At 71.0% G+C, this 24,461-nt stretch carries 25 protein-coding genes; 13 read left to right on the top strand and 12 right to left on the bottom strand.

Annotated features, from left to right (window positions below; all coding sequences use genetic code 11):
* Positions 1 to 4: 4 nt before the first annotated feature.
* Positions 5 to 715: a sulfate transporter family protein gene (locus ACFZ8E_RS08865; protein ID WP_405042611.1), complete on the bottom strand. Its 711-nt coding sequence runs from the start codon at positions 713 to 715 to the stop codon at positions 5 to 7.
* Positions 716 to 881: 166 nt separating this feature from the next.
* Between ACFZ8E_RS08865 and ACFZ8E_RS08860 the strand changes: the two genes are divergently transcribed.
* A complete protein-coding gene (locus tag ACFZ8E_RS08860; protein ID WP_243946249.1) occupies positions 882 to 2,210 on the top strand; it encodes an NAD(P)/FAD-dependent oxidoreductase in 1,329 nt (442 codons plus the stop codon).
* A gap of 95 nt (positions 2,211 to 2,305) precedes the next feature.
* Positions 2,306 to 2,923, top strand: coding sequence for a Crp/Fnr family transcriptional regulator (locus ACFZ8E_RS08855; protein ID WP_147727710.1), 618 nt, complete (start codon positions 2,306 to 2,308; stop codon positions 2,921 to 2,923).
* 46 nt (positions 2,924 to 2,969) lie between these two features.
* On the opposite strand, the gene ACFZ8E_RS08850 is transcribed toward ACFZ8E_RS08855, so the two are convergent.
* Together ACFZ8E_RS08850 and ACFZ8E_RS08845 are read right to left on the bottom strand one after the other, a co-directional pair.
* Positions 2,970 to 3,230 (bottom strand): hypothetical protein, encoded by a 261-nt coding sequence (locus ACFZ8E_RS08850; RefSeq protein ID WP_405042610.1) that lies wholly within the window; start codon positions 3,228 to 3,230, stop codon positions 2,970 to 2,972.
* 102 nt (positions 3,231 to 3,332) lie between these two features.
* Positions 3,333 to 4,334 carry a 2-hydroxyacid dehydrogenase gene (locus tag ACFZ8E_RS08845; protein ID WP_405042609.1) on the bottom strand — a complete coding sequence of 334 codons (1,002 nt, stop codon included), beginning with the start codon at positions 4,332 to 4,334 and terminating at the stop codon, positions 3,333 to 3,335.
* A 240-nt stretch (positions 4,335 to 4,574) separates the two neighbouring features.
* Here ACFZ8E_RS08845 and ACFZ8E_RS08840 point away from each other — a divergent pair, with 240 nt between their 5' ends.
* Positions 4,575 to 5,150, top strand: a complete 576-nt coding sequence (locus ACFZ8E_RS08840; RefSeq protein ID WP_405042608.1) for an SH3 domain-containing protein — start codon at positions 4,575 to 4,577, stop codon at positions 5,148 to 5,150.
* Between the two features lie 59 nt (positions 5,151 to 5,209).
* On the opposite strand, the gene irr is transcribed toward ACFZ8E_RS08840, so the two are convergent.
* Positions 5,210 to 5,722 (bottom strand): Fur family transcriptional regulator Irr, encoded by a 513-nt coding sequence (gene irr, locus ACFZ8E_RS08835; RefSeq protein WP_147727713.1) that lies wholly within the window; start codon positions 5,720 to 5,722, stop codon positions 5,210 to 5,212.
* A 264-nt stretch (positions 5,723 to 5,986) separates the two neighbouring features.
* Between irr and fabA the strand changes: the two genes are divergently transcribed.
* The 3 genes from fabA (at position 5,987) to fabI (ending at position 9,132) form a co-directional block, all read left to right on the top strand.
* Positions 5,987 to 6,514 (top strand): 3-hydroxyacyl-[acyl-carrier-protein] dehydratase FabA, encoded by a 528-nt coding sequence (gene fabA, locus ACFZ8E_RS08830; protein ID WP_147727714.1) that lies wholly within the window; start codon positions 5,987 to 5,989, stop codon positions 6,512 to 6,514.
* Positions 6,515 to 6,654: 140 nt separating this feature from the next.
* Complete coding sequence (fabB, locus tag ACFZ8E_RS08825; protein ID WP_147727715.1) at positions 6,655 to 7,881, top strand: beta-ketoacyl-ACP synthase I; 1,227 nt, start codon at positions 6,655 to 6,657, stop codon at positions 7,879 to 7,881.
* A 420-nt stretch (positions 7,882 to 8,301) separates the two neighbouring features.
* The gene (gene fabI, locus ACFZ8E_RS08820; protein WP_405042607.1) at positions 8,302 to 9,132 is read left to right on the top strand and encodes an enoyl-ACP reductase FabI; all 831 of its coding nucleotides are present in this window, start codon (positions 8,302 to 8,304) and stop codon (positions 9,130 to 9,132) included.
* A gap of 96 nt (positions 9,133 to 9,228) precedes the next feature.
* Here fabI and ACFZ8E_RS08815 read toward each other — a convergent pair whose 3' ends face one another.
* Positions 9,229 to 9,477: a hypothetical protein gene (locus ACFZ8E_RS08815; RefSeq protein WP_147858153.1), complete on the bottom strand. Its 249-nt coding sequence runs from the start codon at positions 9,475 to 9,477 to the stop codon at positions 9,229 to 9,231.
* Between the two features lie 68 nt (positions 9,478 to 9,545).
* Between ACFZ8E_RS08815 and ACFZ8E_RS08810 the strand changes: the two genes are divergently transcribed.
* From ACFZ8E_RS08810 to ACFZ8E_RS08800, 3 genes are all read left to right on the top strand, one after another.
* Entirely contained in the window at positions 9,546 to 9,773 is a 228-nt protein-coding gene (locus ACFZ8E_RS08810) for a hypothetical protein (protein WP_147726266.1), read from the top strand.
* Positions 9,774 to 9,850: 77 nt separating this feature from the next.
* On the top strand, positions 9,851 to 10,090 hold the full coding sequence (locus ACFZ8E_RS08805; RefSeq protein ID WP_147726267.1) for a DUF2188 domain-containing protein: 240 nt from the start codon (positions 9,851 to 9,853) through the stop codon (positions 10,088 to 10,090).
* Positions 10,091 to 10,114: 24 nt separating this feature from the next.
* Positions 10,115 to 11,650: a DUF6880 family protein gene (locus ACFZ8E_RS08800; RefSeq protein ID WP_405042606.1), complete on the top strand. Its 1,536-nt coding sequence runs from the start codon at positions 10,115 to 10,117 to the stop codon at positions 11,648 to 11,650.
* A gap of 7 nt (positions 11,651 to 11,657) precedes the next feature.
* Here the strand turns inward: ACFZ8E_RS08800 and ACFZ8E_RS08795 are convergent, their stop codons facing one another.
* Positions 11,658 to 12,017, bottom strand: coding sequence for a DUF427 domain-containing protein (locus ACFZ8E_RS08795; protein ID WP_405042605.1), 360 nt, complete (start codon positions 12,015 to 12,017; stop codon positions 11,658 to 11,660).
* Positions 12,014 to 12,913: a methyltransferase domain-containing protein gene (locus ACFZ8E_RS08790; RefSeq protein WP_147726269.1), complete on the bottom strand. Its 900-nt coding sequence runs from the start codon at positions 12,911 to 12,913 to the stop codon at positions 12,014 to 12,016. Before ACFZ8E_RS08790 ends, ACFZ8E_RS08795 begins: the two co-directional genes overlap by 4 nt.
* Positions 12,914 to 13,079: 166 nt before the next feature.
* On the opposite strand from ACFZ8E_RS08790, the gene ACFZ8E_RS08785 reads away from it, so the two are divergent.
* Complete coding sequence (locus ACFZ8E_RS08785; protein WP_147726270.1) at positions 13,080 to 13,304, top strand: hypothetical protein; 225 nt, start codon at positions 13,080 to 13,082, stop codon at positions 13,302 to 13,304.
* Between the two features lie 111 nt (positions 13,305 to 13,415).
* Entirely contained in the window at positions 13,416 to 14,147 is a 732-nt protein-coding gene (locus ACFZ8E_RS08780) for a ComF family protein (protein WP_147726277.1), read from the top strand.
* Between the two features lie 18 nt (positions 14,148 to 14,165).
* Here the strand turns inward: ACFZ8E_RS08780 and ACFZ8E_RS08775 are convergent, their stop codons facing one another.
* Positions 14,166 to 14,756 (bottom strand): GNAT family N-acetyltransferase, encoded by a 591-nt coding sequence (locus tag ACFZ8E_RS08775; RefSeq protein ID WP_147726271.1) that lies wholly within the window; start codon positions 14,754 to 14,756, stop codon positions 14,166 to 14,168.
* 286 nt (positions 14,757 to 15,042) lie between these two features.
* Here ACFZ8E_RS08775 and zapE point away from each other — a divergent pair, with 286 nt between their 5' ends.
* Positions 15,043 to 16,272, top strand: coding sequence for a cell division protein ZapE (gene zapE, locus ACFZ8E_RS08770; RefSeq protein ID WP_147726272.1), 1,230 nt, complete (start codon positions 15,043 to 15,045; stop codon positions 16,270 to 16,272).
* Between the two features lie 189 nt (positions 16,273 to 16,461).
* On the top strand, positions 16,462 to 19,398 hold the full coding sequence (locus tag ACFZ8E_RS08765) for a response regulator (RefSeq protein WP_246686349.1): 2,937 nt from the start codon (positions 16,462 to 16,464) through the stop codon (positions 19,396 to 19,398).
* Between the two features lie 201 nt (positions 19,399 to 19,599).
* Here the strand turns inward: ACFZ8E_RS08765 and ACFZ8E_RS08760 are convergent, their stop codons facing one another.
* The 4 genes from ACFZ8E_RS08760 to ACFZ8E_RS08745 all read right to left on the bottom strand — a co-directional run bounded on the left by ACFZ8E_RS08760 (position 19,600) and on the right by ACFZ8E_RS08745 (position 24,307).
* Positions 19,600 to 20,373, bottom strand: coding sequence for a ferredoxin--NADP reductase (locus ACFZ8E_RS08760; protein ID WP_147726273.1), 774 nt, complete (start codon positions 20,371 to 20,373; stop codon positions 19,600 to 19,602).
* A 137-nt stretch (positions 20,374 to 20,510) separates the two neighbouring features.
* Positions 20,511 to 21,443 carry a ring-cleaving dioxygenase gene (locus ACFZ8E_RS08755; RefSeq protein WP_147726279.1) on the bottom strand — a complete coding sequence of 311 codons (933 nt, stop codon included), beginning with the start codon at positions 21,441 to 21,443 and terminating at the stop codon, positions 20,511 to 20,513.
* Positions 21,444 to 21,547: 104 nt separating this feature from the next.
* A complete protein-coding gene (locus ACFZ8E_RS08750; RefSeq protein WP_147726274.1) occupies positions 21,548 to 22,846 on the bottom strand; it encodes a pitrilysin family protein in 1,299 nt (432 codons plus the stop codon).
* A gap of 60 nt (positions 22,847 to 22,906) precedes the next feature.
* Entirely contained in the window at positions 22,907 to 24,307 is a 1,401-nt protein-coding gene (locus tag ACFZ8E_RS08745) for a pitrilysin family protein (protein WP_147841090.1), read from the bottom strand.
* Between the last annotated feature and the right edge of the window lie 154 nt (positions 24,308 to 24,461).

Here is a 24,461-nt window from a genome sequence, read left to right as displayed (position 1 = left end):
GCCGCTACCGGAGCCGTCCCTGCAGGGCGGGGGCCGGCAGGCGGTGCGCCAGCCGCTTGTGGACGTGGACCATCAGCGCGATGCCGAACAGCGGCGTCAGCAGGTTGAGCACCGGGACAACCATCATCCCGGCCAGCAGGCAGCCCACCGCGATCGTCGTGCCCGAGAACGTCCGGCGCATCGCGCCGGCCTCCGCCAGCGGTCGGTAGCGGGCCGCGGCCATCTCGAAGTACTCGCGCGACAGCAGGTAGGCGTTGGCGGCGAAGAAGGCCGCCAGCCCGATCACCGGCACGAAGAAGATGATCAGCGCAGCAAGGTTCACCAGCAGGGTCAGGCCGGCGAAGCGCAGGGCGTAGAGCATCGCTGCGCCCCACGGCATCGGGCGGCCGGGCGGGTCGTCGGGGAAGTCGGTGCGCTCGACGATCTCGGCGGCGTCGTCGAGGAAGAACCCCGCCACCAGGATCGAGACCGCGGGCATCAGGTAGGCCAGCGCGACGAACAGCCCGAACCCGGCCAGGAAGTAGGCGAGGCTGTCGAGGATGGGGTAGGATTGCGAGATGTGGTGGCTCGCCTGGAACCACTGGATCAACCGCGTCAGCCCGAACCAGGCCAGCGCCAGGATGCCGAGCGTCAACCCGAGCGACTTCCACAGGATCGCACGGAGCGGCGGGGAGAAGGTCTGGCGCAGGGCCGCGAGCGCCGCCTGGATGAGCATGCCGTGATCCCGTCTCCCGCCGCCGATCGGCGCATCGCGGTTGTGGTGTCCCGATCCGTCCGCCGCAAGAGCACCGCTTGCGTCTCGTCTGCCTCGGGCCGGCGGGTTGGCCGAAACGCGCGACGGACCCGGAATGCAAACGACGAGAAGGATCGCGATCCGCGCAATGACCTCGATGCACGAGACGACACCCCCGCATGCCCGGTTCCGGCCGAGCGTCGCGCCCAGGCTCGCCCCGCTGCCCGCGGACCCGGACGTGATCGTGGTCGGCGCGGGCGCTGCCGGGATCGCCGCCGCGCGGACGCTGGTCGCCGCCGGCCTGTCCGTCGCGGTGCTCGAGGCGCGCGACCGCGTCGGCGGGCGCACGGTCGCGACGATGCTGCGCGGCCATGCGGTCGACCTCGGGGCGCACTGGCTTCACGCGGGCCCGATCAACCCCCTCGTCCAATTGGGCTTCGAGCGCGGCGAGCCCCTGCGCCGGGCAGCCCAGGAAGGCCACGTCTGGGTCGGGCGTCGCCCCGGGCGCCCGTCCGAGGTCGCGGCCTCCGCCCGGGCCTTCGACCGCGCCGACCGGGCGATGCATGCAGGCGCCGCCGCGGGCGGGCCGGACCGCGCGGCGGCGAGCGCCCTGCCCCGCGGCCTCGGCCCCTGGGGCGCCCGCGTCGCGCTGGTCCACGGTCTGGTGTCCGGACGGCCGCTGGAGGAGGTCTCGCTCCAGGATTTCCCGAGCATGGAATACGGCGACAACTACTTCGTCGCCGGCGGCTACGGCGGCTACCTCGGGCGGCTGGCCCAGGGGTTGCCGATCGCGCTCGACTGCCCCGTCGCCGGTATCGACTGGACGGGAGCCGGCGTTCGCGTCGCCACCGCGGACGGGCGGACGCTGAAGGCCCGCGCCGTGATCGTGACGGTGCCGATGATGGTGCTGCGCGACAGCGTCGCCTTCTCGCCGGCCCTGCCCGCGCCGATCCGTGCCGCGATCGACGGGTTCCGGGTCGGCATCTACGAGCACGCGGTGCTGCACTGGCCGTCGAGCCCGTTTCGCGGGCGGGACCGTCTCGCAAGCCTCGTCGGCGGACGCTTCAGCCCGCCGGGCCTGCTCACCCGCATCGACGGGACGCCGTTCCACTATTTCGAGCTCGACTCGGTCGGGGCCGCCGAGATCGATGCCGCCGGCGCCGGCGAGGACGGTCTGCGCCGCCGCGTGCGCGCGACGCTGGCCGATCATTTCGGCGCCCGCCGCCTCCACGACCTGTCGATCCCCGCCGTGAGCGAATGGCGCCGCGATCCCTGGTCGCGCGGCTCCTGGGCGTCGGTGCCGCCGGGCCACGCCGGCGCGCGCCGAACGCTGCACGCGGCGGTCGGCGAGCGGATCTGGTTCGCCGGCGAGGCGCTGTCGCGCGAGCAGTGGGGCACGACCGGGGGCGCCTATGCCGAGGGTGTGCGGGCGGCCGACGCCGTGGCGGAGCGTATCCGGATGGGCACAGCCGCGTGACGGGATGAGGCGGCGGCGCCGGATCGTCTTGCGGTCGAGCCTGAAACGCGATGCATCAGGGGACGGATGATCGCGATGCGGGAAGAGGCCGTCTGATGAATTGGGTCGAGGGCATCGGCTATCTCGGGACGGCGCTGACCATTTCGGCCTCGGCGATGAGCACGATGATCCCGCTGCGGATCATCTCGCTCGTGGCGAGCGCCGCGGTCATCACCTACGGCCTGCTGATCGGTAGCATGCCGGTGGTGCTGACGGAGGCGATCCAGATCCCGTTCAACGCCTGGCGGCTCTGGCAGATGGTCCGGCTGGTGCGCGACGTGGAGAAGGCCGCCGACGGCGACCTCTCCCTCGACTGGCTGAAGCCCTACGGCACCGAGCGGGCCTTCGCGGCCGGGGCATCGCTGTTCGCCAAGGGCGAGGCGGCGACGACGATGTACTACGTCGAGGCCGGCTGCTTCCGCATCCCGGAATACGGGATCGAGGTGCGGGCCGGCGGCATCGTCGGCGAGCTCGGCCTGCTCTCGCCGGGCAACAGGCGCACGGCCTCACTGGTCTGCACCGAGGCCGGCCGGGCGCTGGAAGTGCCTTATTCCGCGGTCAAGCAGCTCTACTACCAGAACCCGGAATTCGGCTTCAGCTTCCTGAAACTCACAAGCGAAAGGCTGTTCCAGAGCGCCGATGCGCGGGTCGCGGTGAGCGGCGACGTGGCCTGATCCGCGTCCGATCGGAGCGACCTTCGAGGATTCCGCGAGGCCGCCTCTAGGTGCGTCGTCCGAGAAGGCCGTGCAAGACCGCCCGCACGGCCGATTCCGGGGGCGGCGGGGCGGCCCAATCGGGGACCGGCCCCTCGTGAAGGTGCCAGTCGCGGGACTGGAACCGGTCGCCGGCTCCTCCGATCAGGCCGAGCCCGACGCACGGACGATGCTGCCCGGTGCCGATGCGGCCGGCGGCCCAGACGCGCTGCCACCGATCGCGGACCGTCAGGTCGGCATCGCACCAGCCGAGGCGCTCGCGGCCCATCACGGCGAAGATGCGCTCGGGCGACGCCCCCGCCGGGATCCGGACCCAGGCGGAGGCCGCGTTACGGCGCTCATCATCCCCATGCCGTGTCCCGATCCCGGCTCAGAGCATGCTGGGCAGGATCCGATCCGGCGGGCGGTGGCCGTCCATGAAGGTCTTGATGTTGATGATGACCTTCTCGCCCATGTCGATCCGGCTCTCGAACGTGGCCGAGCCCATATGCGGCAGCAGCACGACCTTGCCGGACTTGGCGAGCTTGATCAGGCGCGGGCTCACCGCGGGCTCCTGCTCGAACACGTCGAGGCCGGCCGCCGAGATCTCGCCGGCCTCGATCAGGCGGGCGAGCGCGTTCTCGTCGATCACCTCGCCGCGGGCGGTGTTCACGACGATCGCCTCGGGCTTGAGCAGCTTGAGGCGGCGGGCCGAAAGCAGATGGTAGGTGGCGGGCGTGTGCGGGCAATTCACCGACACGATGTCGACGCGCGCCAGCATCTGGTCGAGCGATTCCCAGTAGGTCGCCTCAAGCCCGGCCTCGATCGCGGCCGGGACCCGGCGGCGGTTGTGGTAGTGGATCTGCAGGCCGAACGCCTTGGCGCGGCGGGCGAGCGCCTGCCCGATCCGGCCCATGCCGACGATGCCGAGGCGCTTGCCGGTGATGCGGCGCCCGAGCATCCAGGTCGGCGACCAGCCCGTGGTCCAGTCGTCGTCCGGAATGATGCGCGCGCCCTCGGGCACCCGCCGCGCGACGGCGAGGATCAGCGCCATGGTCATGTCGGCGGTGTCCTCGGTCAGGACGCCGGGCGTGTTGGTGATGGTGATGCCGCGCTCCAGCGCCCCGCCCACGTCGATGTGGTCGACGCCGTTGCCGAAATTGGCGATCAATCGCAGGTTCGGCCCGGCCTGGGCGAGGAGGCCGGCGTCGATCTTGTCGGTAACGGTCGGGACCAGCACGTCCGCCTCACGCATCGCGGCGGCGATCCGATCGGGCGAGAGCGGGGCGTCGTCGTGGTTCAGCCGCGCATCGAACAGCTCGCGCATCCGCGTCTCGACCGCGTCCGGCAGGCGTCGCGTCACGACGACGAGCGGCTTGCGCTTCAACGACATCTTCTCTCCCATCACCGGTTCGGGCAGGCCCGACACGAACGCCTCGCGCGGCGTCGACGCATCGTGGACCGGTCCCGTTCCCGGTTTCAAGCTCCGTTAACCGAGCTCCGCCAGACAGGAGCGGACGGCTTCCGGCCTCTCTACCAGAGGCAGGCCGGAACACAATCCGAAGTGCCGCGGCGGCACCAGCCCGCGGCGCGGGCGTTCTGTCGCCGACGCGCGAAGATCAGGAGATGGACGATGCGGCTGGCTCGGCTCTTCTTCGTGGGCGCCGCCCTCCTGGCGTCGCCCACCCTCACCCTGCCGGCTTCGATCGGGACGGCATCGGCCGCAGCGAGCGGCGGTCCCGAATCCGGAATCGGGCCCGTCACCAAGTTGCCGCTGCCGCGCTATGCCAGCCTGAAGACCGATCGCGTCAACCTGCGCGAGGGGCCCTCGAAGGATCACCGCACCCTGTGGGTGTTCCAGCGCGCCGGCATGCCGGTCGAGATCGTCGCCGAGTTCGAGACCTGGCGCCGCATCCGCGATTCGGAGGGGACCGAGGGTTGGGTCCTGCACTCGCTGCTCTCCGGCCGCCGGACCGCGATCGTCACCGCGTCCAAGGGCGCCGACAAGGCCGCGATCCCGCTGCGCGCGCGTGCCGACGACGGCGCCGAGGACGAGGCCCGCCTGGAGGCGGGCGTGATCGGCAGCGTGAAGACCTGCACCGGATCGTGGTGCCGCCTCGTCGTCGCCCTGCCCTCGAAGCACGACGTGGACGGCTACATCCACCAGGACCGCCTCTGGGGCGTCTACCCGAACGAGAAGCTCGACTAGAAAAAAGGGCCCGGTTCGCACCGGGCCCTTTTCTTGAGTCTGGAAGGTTCGGCGGCTGCTCAGCTCTGGCGGCGCGTGCCGGGCCGGCGGCGCAGGCGGACGATCACCTCGACGCCGGCGATCTCCATGCCTTCGGGCGCATCGGGCAGCGATTCGACGGTGATGCCGCAATCGGGCATGTCTAGCACCTGCCCCTCGTCCTCGAGGAAGAAGTGGTGGTGCTCCGACGGGTTGGTGTCGAAGTAGGCCTTCGACCCGTCGAGGGCGAGCTGGCGCAGCAGGCCGGCCTCGGTGAACTGGTGAAGGGTGTTGTAGACCGTCGCCAGCGACACCGGCACCTTGGCGCGCATCGCCTCGTCGTAGAGCATTTCCGCCGTCAGATGGCGGTCGCCGCGCCCGAATAGCAGCCAACCGAGCGACAGGCGCTGGCGCGTCGGGCGCAGGCCGGCGCGCCGCAGGCGGTCGCGCAGGTCCGAGAGCGGACAGCCACGGCGGGCGGCACCCGATGCATCCCCCGAGAGGGCCGGGATCCGGGCGTTGAGCGCGGCCTGTAGGGACAGCAGTTCGGACATCGGAGGGACTGAACGCTCGCGAGGGATGAAGAATTTCGCTTTCGTGTATATGGGAACGGTCGCCGGCTCGCAACACGCCGCGGTCGGCCCTCCCCCGCTCCGCGTGACGGCCGCATCGTTCGCGCCAGCTTGGAACCGGCTCCGCGCCTATGCTAACGAGGCCGCCGAGTGCGCGGTTCGCCCCGTGTACGGCACGCGTGCCGGCGCCGAAGCCGGCCCGGGCCCGCCGACCGAAGCTCGCGACACGAGGACCGACCCGCCTTCATGACGTCCGACACCGAACAGACCGCCCCCCGCGCCTCGCAGTATTCCTACGAGGACCTGCTCGCCTGCGGGCGCGGCGAACTCTTTGGCGCGGGCAACGCCCAGCTGCCGCTGCCGCCGATGCTGATGTTCGACCGCATCACCGAGATCGGTGCCGAGGGCGGCGCCCACGGCAAGGGCCTGGTGCGCGCCGAGTTCGACATCCGGCCCGACCTCTGGTTCTTCTCCTGCCACTTTAAGGGCGACCCGGTGATGCCGGGCTGCCTCGGGCTCGACGCCCTCTGGCAGCTCGTCGGCTTCCATCTCGGCTGGCTCGGTTCGCCCGGCCGCGGCCGGGCGCTCGGCGTCGGCGAGGTCAAGTTCACGGACCAGGTCCTGCCGACGGTCAAGCAGGTGGTCTACGGCGTCGACCTGCGTCGGGTCCGGACCGGCAAGCTCGTCCTCGGCATCGCCGACGGATGGCTGGAAGCCGACGGCAAGCGGATCTACGAGGCCAAGGACCTGCGCGTCGCGTTGTTCCAGAGCTGAGCGGCGGACCTGATTCCGATGCGTCTCGCGCAACGAGGCGCGTCCTCGCCGGTTGGAAACAGGCCGGCGGCATCCTAGCTGACGAGGAAGCGTGACGCTCGCCCCATCCGGGGGGCGTCGCCGTGGAGACGAGTTCTTTCATGCGCCGTGTCGTCGTCACCGGGATGGGCATCGTCTCATCCATCGGAAACAACACCCAGGAAGTGCTCGCCTCGCTCCGCGAAGGGCGGTCCGGGATCACGCGCGATGGGTCCCACGCCGAGCACGGCTTCCGCAGCCAGGTCTCCGGCCGGCCCGACCTCGACCCTGAGGGCATCGTCGACCGCCGCGCCATGCGCTTCCACGGCGGCGGCAGCGCGTGGAACCACGTCGCGATGGATCAGGCGATCCGCGATTCGGGTCTCGAAGCCGGCGACGTCTCGAACGAGCGTACCGGCATCATCATGGGCTCGGGCGGCCCCTCGACCCGCGTGATCGTCGAATCGGCGGCGATCGCCCGCGAGAAGGGCCCCAAGCGGGTCGGCCCGTTCGCGGTGCCGAAGGCGATGTCCTCGACCGCGTCGGCGACGCTGGCGACCTGGTTCAAGATCAAGGGCGTCAACTACTCGATCGCCTCCGCCTGCGCGACGTCGAACCATTGCATCGGCAACGCCGCCGAGATCATCCAGGGCGGCCGCCAGGACATCATCTTCGCCGGCGGCTGCGAGGATCTCGACTGGACGCTCTCCGTCCTGTTCGACGCGATGGGCGCGATGTCCTCGAAGTTCAACGCGACGCCCGAGCGGGCCTCGCGCGCCTACGACGCGAACCGCGACGGCTTCGTCATCGCGGGCGGCGCCGGCGTGCTCGTGCTCGAGGAATACGAGCACGCCAAGGCGCGCGGCGCGCGGATCTACGGCGAGATCGCCGGCTACGGCGCGACCTCGGACGGGTACGACATGGTGGCGCCGTCCGGCGAGGGCGCGGTGCGCTGCATGCGCCAGGCGATGGAAGGCTTGAAGGGCGCACGGATCGACTACATCAACCCGCACGCCACCTCGACGCCGGTGGGCGACGAGAAGGAGATCGAGGCGATCCGCGAGGTCTTCGGCCGCGGCGAGGCCTGCCCGCCGATCGCGGCGACGAAGTCCCTCACCGGCCACTCGCTCGGCGCCACCGGCGTCCAGGAAGCGATCTACGCCCTGCTGATGATGAACAACGGATTCATCAGCGCGAGCGCGCACATCGACGAGCTCGATCCCGCCTTCGCCGACATGCCGATCCTGCGCGAGCGCCGGGACGGGGCCAAGCTCGGGCACGTGCTGTCGAACTCGTTCGGCTTCGGCGGCACCAACGCGACCCTGGTGCTGAAGAACGTCGACGCCTGACGCGTCGAGCAAGACCTGCGATCCTCCCCCGGCGGCGGCCGACACGGCATTCGGGAACGATCCGCGGCGAAAGGGATCGTTAACCACCGGAACCCATGCTTCCGGTTCCGGTTTCGTCGGAAAGCCATGCCTTGGAGCGGCGCGCGCATGACCTTCGTCCTGATCGGATTCGTGCTGGCTGCGGTGATCGTCGGCTCGGCCGGCATCTACGCCAAGCAGGCGCTGATCGACGACGCCAAGGCCCAGACGCGCGGCTACTTCTAGCGCGAACGCCCCCTTCGGCCGTCATCGAGCCCCACCGGATGGCAGGGCTTTCGTTTTTTCCTCGCTGCCGATTGGACAGCGCCGTCCCCCGCGCCTAAGCGTCGGTCCCTGTCTACTGCGCTCGAAGAGGCGCATCGCTCGGGAGTGACGGATCGGATGACGGGTTTGATGGCGGGCAAGCGCGGCCTGATCATGGGCGTGGCCAACGACCACTCGATCGGCTGGGGCATCGCCAGAACCCTGCATCAGCACGGTGCGAAGCTTGCCTTCACCTATCAGGGCGATGCCCTCGGCAAGCGCGTCACGCCGCTCGCCGCCCGGCTCGATTCCAATATCGTCCTGCCCTGCGACGTGGAAGACCTTGCCTCCGTGGACGCGACCTTCGCGGCCCTGGACGAGCGCTTCGACGGCACCCTCGATTTCGTCGTCCACGCCATCGGCTTTTCCGACAAGGCGCAGCTCAAGGGTCGCTACGTCGACGTGACCACCCGCGAGAACTTCTCGCGGACCATGACGATCTCGTGCTTCTCGTTCACCGAGATCGCGCAGCGGGCGGCCAAGCGCATGCGCGAGGGCGGCTCGCTCCTGACGCTGACCTACGGCGGCTCCACCCGCGTGATGCCGAATTACAACGTGATGGGCGTGGCCAAGGCCGCGCTCGAGGCGTCCGTGCGCTACCTCGCCACCGATCTCGGCCCGGACGGCATCCGGGTGAACGCCCTGTCGGCCGGGCCGATGCGGACGCTGGCCGGCGCCGGAATCGCCGACGCGCGCCTGATGTTCAACCACCAGAGGGCACATGCGCCGCTGCGGCGCACCGTGACGCTCGACGATGTCGGCGGCTCGGCGCTCTACCTGCTGTCCGACCTCTCCGGCGGCGTCACCGGCGAGATCCACTTCGTCGATTCCGGCTACAACATCATCTCGATGCCGCGGCCCGACGTGCTGCAGGCGCAGGACGAGGCCGGCGTCGTCGGCGACGCCTGAGACGCCTTCGTCAGCGCGTCACGGCGATCAGGCCGATCACCAGGCTCGCCAGCAGCAGGATCAGGTGGATTCCGACGCCGTCGGCGAGCCACGCGCTCATTCCGGGATACGGCCCGGGGGCAGCAACCCGGGCTCGCGCACGGGGCGGCGGACCGCGCGGCGCTCGCGCCGCGCGATGACCGCCCGCGGCGGCGGGGCGGACGGGTAGTTCGACGCGAACGGATTCGACGGGACGCCCGATCCGGTGAGCCCCAGCGTGCTTCCGGCGTAGCCCGTGCCCTGCGCCAGGGCCGGAAGCGAACCGGCCGCGAGGATCGCGGCGGCGAGCGTTGTGCGGTAGGGCATCGATATCCTTCGTCCTGTGGCTCTCGTCAGATAGGGCTGCGGCGGCGCGGGCGGGAACGGAAAACGTCATGGAACCGCATCGGATCGAGCGCGACGGCACGACCTACGACGTCACCTTCGAGCGTGCGCCCGAAGGCTGGGTCGCCCGCATCCGCCGGACAGGCGACGGCGCGGTGCACGTCGTCGCCTTCGCCGACGGCGTGGGCTACGCGGCGGACGACCCACGCGGCTCGCTGATCGCCGGTTGCGCGGCGGCGATCGAGCGGCTGCCGTGGGGCGTCCCGACCAGGCACTGATCGCCCGGCCGGCGGAACCTGCGCGTCGCCCCCGTGTTCGCGCTGGACAGATCCTGTTCTCAAGACCGGAGTTTTCGATGTCCGAAGTCACCTATCACGTCGTCGAGCATGATGGCGGATACGCCTACAAGGTCGGCGACGTCTTCTCGGAGACCTTTCCGAGCCGCGACGAGGCCCTCCAGGCGGCACAGGCCGCCGCGGCCGAGCAGCAGGTGCCGGGCTCGACCGAGGGCATCCGCTATCAGGACGGTGCCGGCGCGTGGCACGACGAGACCGCGCGCGGCGACGACCGCCCGACCGCGAAGGTCGCGGACTGATCGAGACCCGTCCCGCGTCGAACGATGGCACGCAAGGCGGCCTCGGTGCCGCGGAAGCCGAAGACCGAACCGGAACCGGACGTCGTGCCGGTTCTGGCGAAGCTGCCGAAGGGTGCACGCCGCACGACGCCGTCCCGTGAGACGCTCGCCGCCCTCGCCCCCGATCGGCTCATCGGCCTGATCCTCGCCGAGACTGCCCGCAACGCCGCGTTCAAGAAGCTCGTGAGCGCGGCGCTCGCCTCCCTGCAGGGGCCGGAAGCGGTCGCGGCGATCGTCGACCGGCGGCTGACCGCCCTGGAGGGCGCCCGCGGCTTCATCGACTGGCAGAAGCGCCGGGCGTTCACCACGGATCTCGGCGCGATGGTCACGGTGATCCTCACCGAGCTCGCGCCGCTCGATCGCATGGCGGCTCTCGAACGCCTGGTGCGCTTCCTCGGCGGCGCCGACGCGGTGCTTAACCGCGTGGACGACGGTTCGGGCGCGATCCAGGCGATCTACGAGCGCGCTTCGGATGCCGTGGTCGAGATTGCCGCAGAGCTCGAGCCGGACGAGGCCGGGCGGTTCGCGCTGACGCTGATCCCGCGCTTCGTCGCCGACCCCTACGGGCCGTTCGGCGTGCTGATCCGCGATCTGGTCCCGCGCCTCTCCGCTGCCGCCCTCGCCTCGCTCGATGCGAAGCTCGCCGAGGCGGCGGACACGAAGCATCGGGCCGCGGATGCACCGAACGGGCCCGCGGCCTCGCGAGCCGATCTCCGCCACGGGAACATCCTGCGCGTCCGTCAGGACATCGCCGACCGGCGCGGCGACGTCGCGGCCTACATCGCGCTCGAGCAAGCGATCATGCCCGGCCGTCCCGACGGGACCGAGATCGCAGGGCGCCTGCTCGCGGCCGGGCGGGCCGCCGAGGCGCTGGATTGGATCCGCCGCCCGAAATCATCGCGGAGCGGCGTGATCACCCGCGCGATGCTCGCGACCGGAGATGCGGCGCTCGACGGCCCGGACCGCGAGCGGATCGGGCTGGAGATCCGCATCCTCGATGCGCTCGACCGACGCGAGGAGGCTCAGGCTCTGCGCTGGCAGGGGTTCGAAGCGACGCTCGACGCCGACATGCTCCGCGGGCACATCGCCAAGCTTCCGGATTTCGAGGACGAGGAGGTGCTGGAGCGCGCCCTCGACCACGTCGCCCGGCACGACGATGCCCATCGCGCGCTGGCCTTCCTGGTGGCGTGGCCGAGCTTCGACCGCGCGGCGCGCCTCGTCTTCGATCGCCGCGCGGAGTGGCGGAGCGAGGCCTATCGCCTGCTCGGTCTGGCGGCGGAGGCGCTGGAGCTCGATCATCCGGCCGCGGCGACGCTGCTGCTGCGCCGGATGATCGACGACATCCTCCGGGACGGACGCAGCAGCGCCTACCCCTATGCCGCCCGCCACCTCGCCGCCCTCGACGGAATGGCGCCGCGCCTGGCGCCGGGATCGATCGATCCCTCGCCCGAGGCCTACCGTACCGGCCTGCGGACGGCGCATGGACGCAAGCACGGGTTCTGGTCGCTCGTGCCGGCGTGAGGCCGAATCACACCGTCTCGATCGCGTCGACGCGGTCCGGGTAGAAGGCGAGATGCCCTGCGATCTCGGCGACCGCCGGAAACGGCGCCTCGTAGCTCCAGACCGCGTCGGGGCGCGATGCGTCGCCGACCGCGAGGCTGAAGTAGCTCGCATCGCCCTTGTACGGGCAGTGGCTGGTCCGCGCCGACTTCGTGAAACGCGAGAGGTCGGCATCGCTGCGCGGAATGTAGAGAACCGGAGGGTACGACGCTTCCTTGAGGGAAAGCACCCGCTCGCTCTCGGCGACGGCGACGCCGTCGAGCATCACCCGGACGCGGCCCGGATGCAGCGTGATGGTGATCGGATGGTCGGGGCCAGGTTGCTTCATCGCGGAATCCTCTCGCTCGGGTTCAACTCGATGGTGCCGAGGGCGTCGGCGAGCCGTGCCTTCGCGCTGCCGGGCTTCAGCGGGACCTGCTGGCTCGCATGCGGCGCCCAGCCGGTGAGCCACAGGATCTCGAAGCTGGCGCGAAGCCGCCCGTCCGCGTCGGCGAAGCGCGACGCGTAGATGTCCGCCATCCGCATCAGCGTCGCCCGCCGCAGGGGCGTGCGGCGGCGCTCGACCAGCGCGTTGGTCAGGCCCATGGCGCGCAGGTCCCGCATCAGGGAAAACGGGTCTGCGTAGCGCACCGTCACGGTCTCGGTGTCGGCGACCGGCAGGGCGAAGCCGGCGCGCTGCAACAGGGCGCCGGCCTCGCGCACCTCGGCGAACGGCGCGACCCGCGGGCTGACGCCGCCCTCGACCTCGCTTTCGGCCTGGGCGAAGCTCGCCCGCAGCTCGTTCAGGGTGGCGCCGCCGAGCAGGCAGCCGAGGAACAGCCCGTCGGGGCGAAGCGAACGGCGGAGCTGCACCAGCGTTCCGGGAAGATCGTTGACGCCCTGGAGCGCCAGCAGCGACACGGCGAGGTCGAAACCCTCGGGCGCGGCCGGCAGCGCCTCGGGGTCGGCGACCGCTTGCCGGACGCCGGGCACGGCCCGGTCCAGGATCGGCGCGAGGCGTAGGACCGTCGCGTCGGGGTAACGCGCCGACAGGACGCGCGCGGCCGCCGCGGTCGGCGTCGCGAGATCGAGGCTTCGGGTGAAGTCACGCAGCACCGCGCCGAGGCGATCGTCGAGATCCTCCGCGACACGGGCGATCAGGAAATCGGCAAAGCCCGCACGCTGCGCCCGCGCCAAGCGTCGGCGGGCGAGGACGGTGTCGAACAGGGGCGAAGGCGCTGTCATCTGCCCCATCACATGGCGCTCGGATCGCTGTCTTGCCAGCGGCGCGACCGACGGGTGGCGAGGGCCGGACGACGATCACACTTCTGAGAGGGTGGAACGGGACCGGGGCGTCGCCGTTCCTGGTCAGTTCCATCGGCCGCTCGGCCGCGTACCGGAGTCCCATCCCATGATCCGCTTCCTGTCCGGGGCCGCGCTGGCCCTCTCGATCGTCGCTTTCGGCTCGGCCGCCGATGCCAAGGGTTGCATCAAGGGCGCCATCGTCGGCGGGATCGCCGGGCACTATGCCGGCCATCATGGGCTCGTCGGCGCTGCGGCCGGCTGCGCCATAGGCCGCCATCGCGCGAATGCCGAGGCCCGCCGCAACGATCAGACCGCGCCGACGACGCGCTGAGGCGCGCTCCCGATCGCGTCGACGCGGCGGACGGATCGGGCGGTGCATGCGCCTGAGACGTCGAGCATCGAGATCGGCCGTGCGTCGAAGGGCGCGCGGCCTTTCGCCGTTCTGGGTCGCGTCGCCCGCGCCCTGGTCGGTCTCGTCTACCCGCCGTCCTGCGCCGGCTGCGGCGCGGCGACCGCCGATCCCGGCGCGCTCTGCCCGTCCTGCTGGGCCGGCCTGCGCTTCATCGAGGAGCCGTGCTGCGCGCGGTACGGCACCCCGTTCGCCGTCGATCTCGGAATCGGTCCCCTGCTGTCGCCGCGGGCGATCAGCGAGCCGCCGGTCTTCGCGCGGGCCCGCGCCGTGGCGCTCTACAACGACACCGCCCGCAGCCTCGTCCATCGCCTGAAGTACCAGGACCGCCTCGACCTCGCCAAGGCGATGGCCGCGATGATGGCGGCGTCCGGCGCGGCGCTGATCGCGGAGGCCGACTGCGTCGTGCCGGTGCCGCTGCATCGCTGGCGCCTGTGGCGGCGGCGGTTCAACCAGGCGGCGCTGCTGGCGCGGCCGGTCGCCCGGGCCGGCAGCCTGCCGTTCCTGCCGCGGGCCCTGGCGCGGGTGAAGGCGACGCGCTCGCAGGTCGGGCTGACTCGCGCCGGGCGTGCCGAGAACCTTCAGGGCGCCTTCCGGGTGCCGGCGGCGCATCGGGCCGGCATCCAGGGACGGCGCGTCCTCCTCGTCGACGACGTCACCACCACCGGCGCGACCGCCAACGCCGCCGCCCGCGCCCTGCTGCGCGGCGGGGCCGCTTCGGTCGACCTGCTCACCTTCGCCCTGGTGGCCGACCCGATCGGTTGAGCGGGGGCGCGATCGTTCTCACGCGGGCGGCGGGTTTCGCGACTGAAGCGCCGCGATCGTCAGGTCGAACGCCTCGGCGATGCTCTCGTGCCAGAGCGAGAACGGGGTGGGCCGTTCGAGGTGCACGGCGGCCTCGGCCTCCGTCCCGCTGGCCTGCAGGTCGGCGCCGTGCCGGATCGCGAGGCGGCGCATCGGTCCGTTCATGGCCAAGCACCGCACGTGCAAATCGCCGACGCCACGATTGCGCGCCGCTTCCGTGATCCGCGTGAACAGCGCCCCGCCGATGCCGCGACGCCGGTAGGCGCGCTCCACCGCGAAGGCCGCCTCGGCCTGCCTGCCGAGATCGAGCGGCGTCGCACCCGGGCCGGACGGTCGCAGCTCCGCGACCCCGCGCAGGGTGCCGGACACGAAGGCACCGAAGATCAATCCGTCGGCCGTCACGGCGCGCTCGGCATAGGCACGGATCCCGGCCTCGCCGACGCTTCCCATGAACCGGTTCGCGCGGGTTTCGGGGTCCAGGCGCAGGAAGTAGGCGAGGATCTGCGCGCGGTCGCTCGCGCGCAGGCGTCGGATCGTGTGTCCCGCCGGTTTCGGCTCGGGCAATGCCATGTGCAGGTCTCCGGTATCGGCGCGCTGGGTGCGCGCATCCGGGCGTGCCCTCCCTCGAGGCAGGCAGGATCTCGCACCGCCAAGCCGATTGTGCAATGCAACAATCTGTCGTCGCGTCGCGTCGCCAGGGCTGACATGCACCCAGGGGATGGAACCACTTCTGTTGCATCGCGGTGCGACGCGGGGTTGATCGACCCGCCCGCGCGCGGCAGACGGTTGGGACGGGTCCCGCGTTGCAGCACCGCGCGGATGCCGAGCAGGATCCCGTGGTCGTGAGCCGGAAGCCGTGAGCCCAACCTCGCCGAGCCATGCGCCCTCCGCCGATGCGCGCAGCGGTGCGCTTTCTCCCGGCCCCGTCCACGATCGCTACGAGGCGCTGATCGCCTCCGGCGCGATCGAGCGCGACCCGGCCCAGGCGCGGCTGGTGCGCGCCCTCGACCGCCTGGTCCTCGACCTCGAGCGGAGGCGTCGCGCCAAGAAGGGCAGCGCGCTCGGCTGGCTGTTCTCGCGGAAGGACAGCGTCGGGCCGCCGAAGGGCCTCTACATCTGGGGCTCGGTCGGGCGCGGCAAGACCATGCTCATGGACCTGTTCCACGAGGCCGCCCCCGGGCCGAAGCGCCGCGTCCACTTCCACGGCTTCCTCGCCGACGCGCACGAGCGCATCCACGCCTACCGCCAGGCGCTGAAGCGCGGCGAGGTGAAGGGCGACGATCCGATCGGCCCCGTCGCCGACGCGCTCGCCGACGAGGCGACGCTGCTGTGCTTCGACGAGTTCACGGTCACCGACATCGCCGACGCGATGATCCTCGGCCGGCTGTTCGGTGCGCTGTTCAGGCGCGGCGTGACGGTGGTCGCGACCTCGAACGTCGAGCCGGACCGCCTCTACGAGGGCGGCCTCAACCGCGCGCTGTTCCTGCCCTTCGTCGAGGAGCTGAAGGACCGGGTCGAGGTGCTGCGCCTGGATTCGCGCACGGATTTCCGCCTGGAGAAGCTCGGCGGCGCACCGGTCTACCATGTGCCCGCGGACGCGGAGGCCCGGGCCGCGATCGATGCCGCGTTCAAGGGGCTGACCGGGAAGGCCAAGGGCCGGTCGGCGACGATCGCCGTGCACGGCCGCGCCGTGCCGGTGCCGCAGGAGGCGGCCGGCGTCGCCCGGTTCTCCTTCGCCGACCTCTGCGCCCAGCCGCTCGGCGCCTCCGACTACATGGCGGTCGCCCGGGCCTTCCACACGGTGATCGTCGAGGACATCCCGGTGATGGGCGAGCAGAACCGCAACGAGTGCAAGCGCTTCATCACCCTGATCGACACCCTGTACGACCGCCACGTGAAGCTCGTCGCCTCGGCCGCGGCGGAAGCGCAGGACCTCTACACGGTCCGCGAGGGCCGCGAGGCCTTCGAGTTCGACCGCACCGTGTCCCGGCTGATCGAGATGCGATCGACCGAATACCTCGCCCTGCCGCATGGACGGGCGGATTCGGAAGCCTCCGGCGCCACGACCGGCCTCGTCGAGACCTGATGCGGCTTCGCGGCCGCCCGAGCTTCGACGGGTAAGGCTTCGACAACCGCCCCGTCCCGTCTATGTCTGCGCAGGTCGCCTCGGCACGTCGCCGGGCCGATCCGAGGCGCCCGAGATGATCACCGATACGAAACACCCGCTCGCCGCGGGTGGTGCTGCGATGCGGGGCGGGTTCGGGATGGTCGTCGCGTGGTGAGCCCCCGATCGATCTCGTTCCTGCGTCGGTCGAACTGGCGCCGCGCACGGCCCTTCGCCGGGCTGCTCGGCTCGCCGGTCGCCTTCGGCCTCCTGATCGTCGCCCTGGTGGCGGGTGGCTGGAACTACGTCGGCGGCGAGGCGAGCCGCGCGGCGGTCGCGGCCGGAAACACCCGGATCTCAGGGCTCGAGCGGCTGCTCTCGGCGGTGAAGGACCTCGAGACCGGCGAGCGCGGCTACGTCCTCGTCGGCGGCGACGTCTACCTCGAGCCCTACCAGAAGGCGCTCGGCGCGATCGACACCGGTCTCACCGGGCTCGGCAGCCTCGCCCAGGTGCCGCTGCGCCAGGGCGGGACGTCCCTTGCCGCTCTCATCGCGGACAAGCGCGACTTCGCGGCCCGGGTCGTCGCCGCGCGGCGGGACGTGAGCTTCGATGCGGCGACCGAGATCGTCCGCACCGGCGTCGGCAAGCAGCAGATGGACGCGATCCGCGCCGAGACCGCCGGATTGCAGGCCTCGATCGCCCGGCGAATGGAGGCCGATCGCAGCCGCGACGCAGCGCGTTCCCTGCTGCTGTCGATCCTCACGGCGGTCTGCGCGGTCGTGGCGATCGTGCTCCTCGCCCGCCTCGCCCTCGTCCGCCGCCGGGAGGCGATGCGGATGTCGGGCCTGCTTGACGGGGTGCTCGCCAATGCCCCCGTCGGCCTCGGCTTCCTCGACCGCGATCTCAAGATCCGCCACATGAACCGGGCGCTGGCGGTGATGAGCGAGCGCGGCTTCGGCGCCGACCTCGGCGCCCCGATCTGGGCGATGCTGCCGACCCTCGCCGACGCCCTGGGTCCGAAGCTCGCCGCGGCCCTCCACGAAGGGCTGGTGACGCCCGACGTGCCGGTCGCCGTCCCGACGCCCTCGGCACCCGGCGGCGTGCGCCGCTTCTCAATGAGCTTCTATCCCCTCCGCGGCACCTCCTCTGAGGTCGAGCCGGCGATCGAGGGCGTCGGCATCGTCGTTCTCGACGAGACCCTGCGCTGGATGGTCGAGGAGCGCATGCGCCGCAGCGAGGAGCGCTTCCGCTCGCTGATCGAGGCGAGCGCGTCGATCGTCTGGACCGCGACGGCCGAGGGTACCCTGCACCCGCGGCAGGCCTCCTGGACGCGCTTCACCGGCCAGGACGACGCGGCCTATGGCGGCGAGGGCTTCCTCGACGCGATCCACGTGGACGACCGGGGGCATACGGCCGAGGCCTGGACCGTGGCGGTCTCGACACTGCAGCCCTACGAGACCGAGCACCGCCTGCGCCGGGCCGACGGCGAGTACCGCCACATGGCGGTGCGCGCCGTGCCGATCCTCGCCGAGGACGGGCGCCTGCGGGAATGGGTCGGCACGCATACCGACATCACCGAGCGCAAGGCGGCCGAGGCCGCCGTCGAGGCGGCTCGTCAGGCGGCGGAGGACGCCAACCGCGCCAAGAGCCAGTTCCTGGCTAACATGAGCCACGAGCTGCGCACGCCGCTTTCCGCGGTGATCGGCTATTCCGAGATGCTGCAGGAGGAGCTGGAAGACCTCGGCGAGCCCTCGCTGATCGCCGACATGAAGAAGATCGAGTCGAACGCCCGCCACCTTCTCGGGCTGATCAACGACGTCCTCGACCTGTCGAAGATCGAGGCCGAGCGCGTGGAGATCTACGCCGAGGACTTCTCCGTCGCCGAGGTCGTGGCCGAGGTCGCCGCCACGGTCGAGGGTCTGATCGCCAAGAAGGAGAACGCTCTCGACCTGACGATCGCCGAGGACGTCGGCACGGCGCATACCGACGTGACCAAGCTGCGCCAGTGCCTGATCAACCTTCTGAGCAACGCGGCGAAGTTCACCGAGAACGGTCGCATCGGCCTCGCCGTGACGCGCGATGCGGAGGCCAGGCTCTGCTTCGCGGTCAGCGATACCGGGATCGGGATGACCGACGAGCAGGTCGGGCGGCTGTTCGAGCGCTTCACCCAGGCCGACGCCTCCACGACCCGACGCTTCGGCGGCACCGGGCTCGGCCTCTCGATCACCCGCGCCTTCGCCGAGCTGCTGGGCGGCACCGTCGAGGTCGCGAGCCGGGAGGGCGCAGGCAGCACCTTCACGCTGATCCTGCCGGCGCAGTTCTCCGGCCCCGACGCCGGAGCGGCACACGGGGAGGATACGGCGGTGGGAAACCGCATCCTCGTCATCGACGACGATGCGGCGACGCGCGACCTGCTCGCGCGCTTCCTCGAGAAGGAAGGCTTCGTCGTCTCCACGGCGGAGGACGGACGCCAGGGCCTGGAACGGGCCAGGGCCCTGCGTCCCCGCGCGATCCTCCTCGACGTGACCATGCCGCGGATGGACGGCTGGTCGGTGCTGCGCGCGCTCCGGGCCGACCCCGAGCTCGGCGCGACGCCGATCATCATGGTGACGGTGCTCGACGAGCAGAACCTCGCCTTCTCGCTCGGCGCCACCGACTACCTGCACAAGCCGATCGAGTGGGGGCACCTCAAGGCCGTCACCGACCGGTTCCGTCCCGGCAATGCCGAGGGACCGATCCTCGTCGTCGAGGACGATCCCGACGCCCGCGAGCGCGTGACGACCTTCCTAGAACGCGAGGGCTTTCCGGTGCGCTCGGCCGAGCACGGCAAAATCGCGCTGGAGGAGGTGGCGCGGGAGAAGCCCGCCCTCGTTCTCCTCGACCTGATGATGCCGGAGATGGACGGCTTCGGCTTCCTGCGCGCCCTGCGGACGCGGGCGGAGTGGCGCGACATCCCCGTGGTGGTGCTCACCGCCAAGGACATCACGGCCGAGGACCGACGCCGGCTCGCCGGGCAGGCGGACCGGGTGATCAGCAAGGGCTCGGTCAGCCTGTCGGACCTGGCTCAGGAGGTGCGGGGTCTGGTGGGGATTCCGGCGCGGGATTGAGAAGGGCGCACCTGCCCGAAACGATCGCGCGAGCGATCACGGTGGCCATGCCCTCCCCGTCATCCCGGGGCGCCGAAGGCGAACCCGCGCTCCGGAACCGCAGGTCCTGCTCCAGCTTGCGCCCTCGGCGGTTCTGGATCCCGGGCCCCGCTGCGCCGACCCGGGACGACGACGGTGGTTCTCGGCGGGTCCCGGAAGACCCTACTTCTCGACGAAGGCCTTCTCGATCACGTAGTGACCGGCCTCGCCGTGGTTGCCCTCCTCGTAGCCGCCGTTGGTCAGCAGCTCGCGGGTGTCGCGGATCATGTCGGGGCTGCCGCAGAGCATGAAGCGGTCGTTCTCGACCGACATGTTCGGCAGGCCGATATCCTCGAACAGCTTGCCCGAGGTCATCAGGTCGGTGATGCGGCCGCGGTTGCGGAACGGCTCGCGGGTCACGGTCGGGTAGTAGATCAGCTGCGCGCTGATCATCTCGCCGAGGAACTCGTGCTTCGGCAGGCTCTCGGTGATGGTCTCGCCGTAGGCGAGCTCCTGCACCTGCCGGCAGCCGTGGACGAGCACGACCTTCTCGAAGCGCTCGTAGGTCTCCGGGTCCTTGATGATCGACATGAAGGGCGCGAGCCCGGTGCCGGTACCGAGGAGGTAGAGGTTCTTGCCCGGAAGCAGGTTGTCGAGCACCAGCGTGCCGGTGGGCTTCTTGCCGACGATGATCGGGTCGCCGACCTTGAGGTGCTGCAGCTTCGAGGTGAGCGGGCCGGCCTCGACCTTGATCGAGAAGAATTCCAGCTCCTCCTCGTAGTTGGCCGAGACGACGCTGTAGGCGCGCAGCAGCGGCCGCCCTTCGACCTCGATGCCGATCATCGTGAACTCGCCGTTCCGGAAGCGGAAGGCCGGATCGCGGGTCGTGCGGAAGGAGAAGAGCGTGTCGGTCCAGTGGTGGACCGACAGAACGCGCTCCTCGTAGAACTTGCTCATCGACTGAGGTGTCCCGAATCCCGATGGGTTTGGCGGTCTTTTCGCAGGTGCGGAACGCAGGTCAAGACGCGCCGACGACACACAGCTATGCAACCGCAACTGATTGGAATCGCTCTTAATACCCGCGGCGATCCGACCTAGAGCGGCTTCAGCCCGGCCTCGATCTCGGCGCGCCGCGGCTCGAGGAACGGCGGCAGGGCGAGGCCCTGACCGAGCCGGTCGAGCGGCTCGTCGGCGGTGAAGCCGGGGCCGTCGGTGGCGATCTCAAACAGGATGCCGTTCGGCTCGCGGAAATACAGGCTACGGAAGTAGTAGCGGTCGACCGGACCGCTCGACGGCATCCGCCGCACCTGGAGCCGGTCGGCCCAGGCTGCGTAATCCGCATCGGGGATGCGGAAGGCGACGTGGTGCACCGCGCCGGCGCCCTGGCGGGCGGGGGCGGAGGCGTCGCCGACGAGCTGCACCTCGGCGGCCGACCCGCCCTCCCCCATGGCGAAGACGTGGACCGTTCCCTCAGGCGCCTCGAAGCTGCGGTCATGCCGCATCCCGAGGACGTCCACGAGCACCGAGCCGGTCCGCTCCGGCTGAGCGACGGCGAGGCGGATCGGGCCGAGCCCGCGGATCTGATGCTCGGGCATCACCGGGCTGCCGGCCCAGGGGTGCGCATCGCCCGCGCCGCCGTCGTCGACGAGGCTCAGGCGCTGGCCTTCCGGATCCTCGAAATCCAGGGTCAGGCGTCCGTCGCGCTCGACCGGCTCGGAGTGGGCCACGCCCTCCCGCGCGAGGCGCTCGCGCCAAGCGTCGATCGCCGCCGGGCCGGCGACGCGCAGGTGCGTGCGGGTGATGCTGTTCGTCCCGCGCCGCTCGGGCGGCGCCGGCCAGTCGAAGAAGGTCACGTCGGTGCCGGGCGAGGCCAGCCCGTCGGCGTAGAACAGGTGGTAGGCCGAGACGTCGTCCTGGTTCACCGTCTTCTTGACGAGCCGCAGGCCGAGCACGCGGGTGTAGAACGCGTGGTTCTCCGCGGCCCGCGCGGTGATGGCGGTGAGATGGTGGATCCCGGTGAGCTGCATCGGCGAGAGCATCTTCCGTCGAAGCGGTCGCCGGTCCGGCGAAAGAACGTGCGGCACCGCGAAGAGATGGAACAGTCCCCACGACGGGGGTCATCGAGCCTGTGTCAGAGGCCGACCGGCCGCCCCGCGGCGACGACCAGCATCCGGCCGTCGGCGAAGGTCCGCGCGCCGGCGCGGCGGATGTCGTCCTGCGTGACCGAGGATACCAGGGCGTTGCGGCGCTCGATGTAGTCCATCCCGAGGCCTTCGAACGCGATCTGCACCAGCTGGTGGGCGATCTTGGTCGAGGTGTCGAAGCCGAGTGCGTAGGAGCCGGTCAGGTAGTCCTTGGCCTTCTGCAACTCCTCGTCGTCCGGGCCGTCGGCGATCAGGCGGTTGATCTCGTCGCCGATGACCGACAGCGCCTCGCCGACGCGCTCGTTCTTGGTCGCGGTGTAGCCCCAGGTCATCGCCGCCGAGCGGTGGCTGACCAGCGAGGTCCCGACCGAGTAGGCGAGGCCGCGCTTCTCGCGGACCTCTTGGAACAGCCGTGAGGTGAAGGCGCCGCCGCCGAGGATGTGGTTGAGCACGTAGGCGGGAATGAAGTCGGGGTCGCGCCAGGCGACGCCAGCCATGCCGAAGCGGATCACCGATTGCGGCACGTCGAGATCGACGACGACGCGCTTGCCGAGGTCGCCCACCGTGGTCCGCTCGATCGCGCGCAGGCCGCCGGCCTCGGGCAGCGCACCGAAGGCGCGGTCGAGGCTCGCGGCGAGCTGCTCGGCGCCGATCGCGCCGACGGCTGCGACCTTCACCGCGCCGCGACCGAGCAGCCGGGCATGCATCGCCACGAGGTCGTCGCGGGTGATCGCCGAGACCGCCTCGATCGTGCCCGAGGACGGGCGTCCGTAGGCGTGCCCGGCGAACGCTTCGGCGAAGAAGCGGCGCGAGGCCATCACGCCCGGATCGTTCTGCTGGTAGCGCAGGCCGGCGATCACCTGGCCGCGGACCCGCTCGATCGCGTCGGCGTCGAAGCGCGGCTTTGCGAGCGCCAGGGCCAGCAGCTCGATCGCCTCGTCGGCGTGCTTGACCAGCATCTTCAGCGAGCCGCCGATCGCGTCGGGGCCGGCATGGAACGACAGCTCGATGGCGCGCGCCGCGAGCCGCTCCTGGAAGGCGTCGGAGCCGAGATCGCCCGCGCCCTCGTCGAGGAGGCGTGCCAGCATCTGGGCGCAGCCCGACTTGCCCTCGGGGTCCTGCGCCGCGCCGCCCTCGAAGGTGAAGGCCAGGGCGATCATCGGCACCACCGGCGATTCGACGTGCCACGCCTCGATGCCGGCGGCGGTCTGGATCGGCAGCGCCTTGGCCGGACTCGCCTTGGAGCGGACCGGGGTCTCGGCCAGGTCGGTGTCGGCGAAGTTCATGGACGACCTCGTTGTTCTTGATGTCTGGGTGCGGCGCCGGGCGCCGCAGGCCGAACGTCCCTACTCGGCGGCGATGGCCATCGGTGCGTCCGGGTCGCTGGACTTGACGAGGTAGCCGGTGACCGAGCGCGACGGCGTCAGCCAGCGCTCGCTCGCCTCGGCCAGGCGCTCCCGGGTGACGCCCTCGATGTCGGACGGCCAGCGCCGCACTTCCTCGATGGTCTCGCCGATGGCGAGCGCGGAACCGTAGATGCGGGCGAGCGAGGACTGGCTGTCGGAGGAATACACCGTCTCGGCCACGAGGCGGGTCTTGGCCCGCTCGATCGCCTCGGCGTTCAGCGCATCCGACGGCACGCGCCGCAGCACGCGGTCGACCTCGGCCTCCAGCTTCTCCAGGCTGACGCCCTCGGCGGGCACCGCGTAGACGGAGAAGCGGGTGTCGTCGATCGCCGAGCCCATGTACCAGGCGCCCGCGTTGACCGCGAGGCCGCTCTCCATCACCAGCTTGCGGTAGAGATAGGAGGTCGAGCCGCCGCCGAGCACCTCGGCGAGCAGCTCGAGATCGTGGCAGCCGCCGTCGCGGGCGGTGATGCAGGACGGGGTGAGATAGAGCCGCTGCAGCGTCGGCTGCTCGACCTTCGGATCGGCCACCGCGAGGCGGCGCAGCGCCTTCGGCTCCGGCTCGCGGGCTCGGACGCGGATCGGGCGGGCGCCCTGCGGCGCGACGCGCCCGTAGGTCGCCTCGGCCAGGCGCCGAACCTCGTCGGGCGTCACGTCGCCGGCGACCACCAGGATCGCGTTCTCGGGGGTGTAGAAGCGCTTGTAGTAGTCGAGGGCGTGGCCGCGGTTCAGCTCCTCGATCTCGTGCATCCAGCCGATGATCGGGATGCCGTAGGGATGGTGCACGAAGAGCGAGGCGGCCATCGCCTCCGAGAGCTGGGCCGACGGGTCGGTCTCGACCCGCATGCGGCGCTCCTCGAGCACCACGTCGCGCTCCGGCGCCACCACCGCGTCGTCGAGGACGAGGCCTGTCATGCGGTCGGCCTCGAACGCCATCATCGTGTCGAGGTTGTCGCGGGCGACGCGCTGGAAATAGGCGGTGTAGTCGTAGGAGGTGAAGGCGTTCTCCTGGCCGCCGAGGCCGGAGACGGCCTTGGAGAAGGCGCCGACCGGGTGCTTCTCGGTGCCCTTGAACATCAGGTGCTCGAGGAAGTGGGCGATGCCCGACTGGCCGAGCGGATCGTCGGCCGAGCCGTTGCGATACCAGATCATGTGGGTGACGACGGGCGCGCGGTGATCGGGCACCACCACCACGTCAAGGCCGTTGTCGAGGGTGAAGGCCGACACCTCCGGCCCGCCGGCTTCCGAGCGCCCGAACGGCGCCGCCTCGGCGCGTCCCGCATTCGCGAAACGGCCGCCGGCCGGGAACAGGGTGGGCGTCGCCTTCCTGAGCAGATGCATTCCGTCTTCCCTCGTGCGGCCCCGAGGGACCGTCCGTTTCTGGTTCGATGCGGGGCTCCGAGCGCGCCGGCATCGTCTTAAATGGCACGTCCCGTATCTAAATTGGCAAGTCCCGTACCGGATTTGCCAGTCCCGGTCCCGTGCGGAACCGAGA

Source organism: Methylobacterium sp. HMF5984, from assembly GCF_045033435.1.
GTDB lineage: Bacteria > Pseudomonadota > Alphaproteobacteria > Rhizobiales > Beijerinckiaceae > Methylobacterium.
Note: the sequence above shows the minus strand (reverse complement) of the source record. Positions and strands in the feature narration are given on the sequence as shown.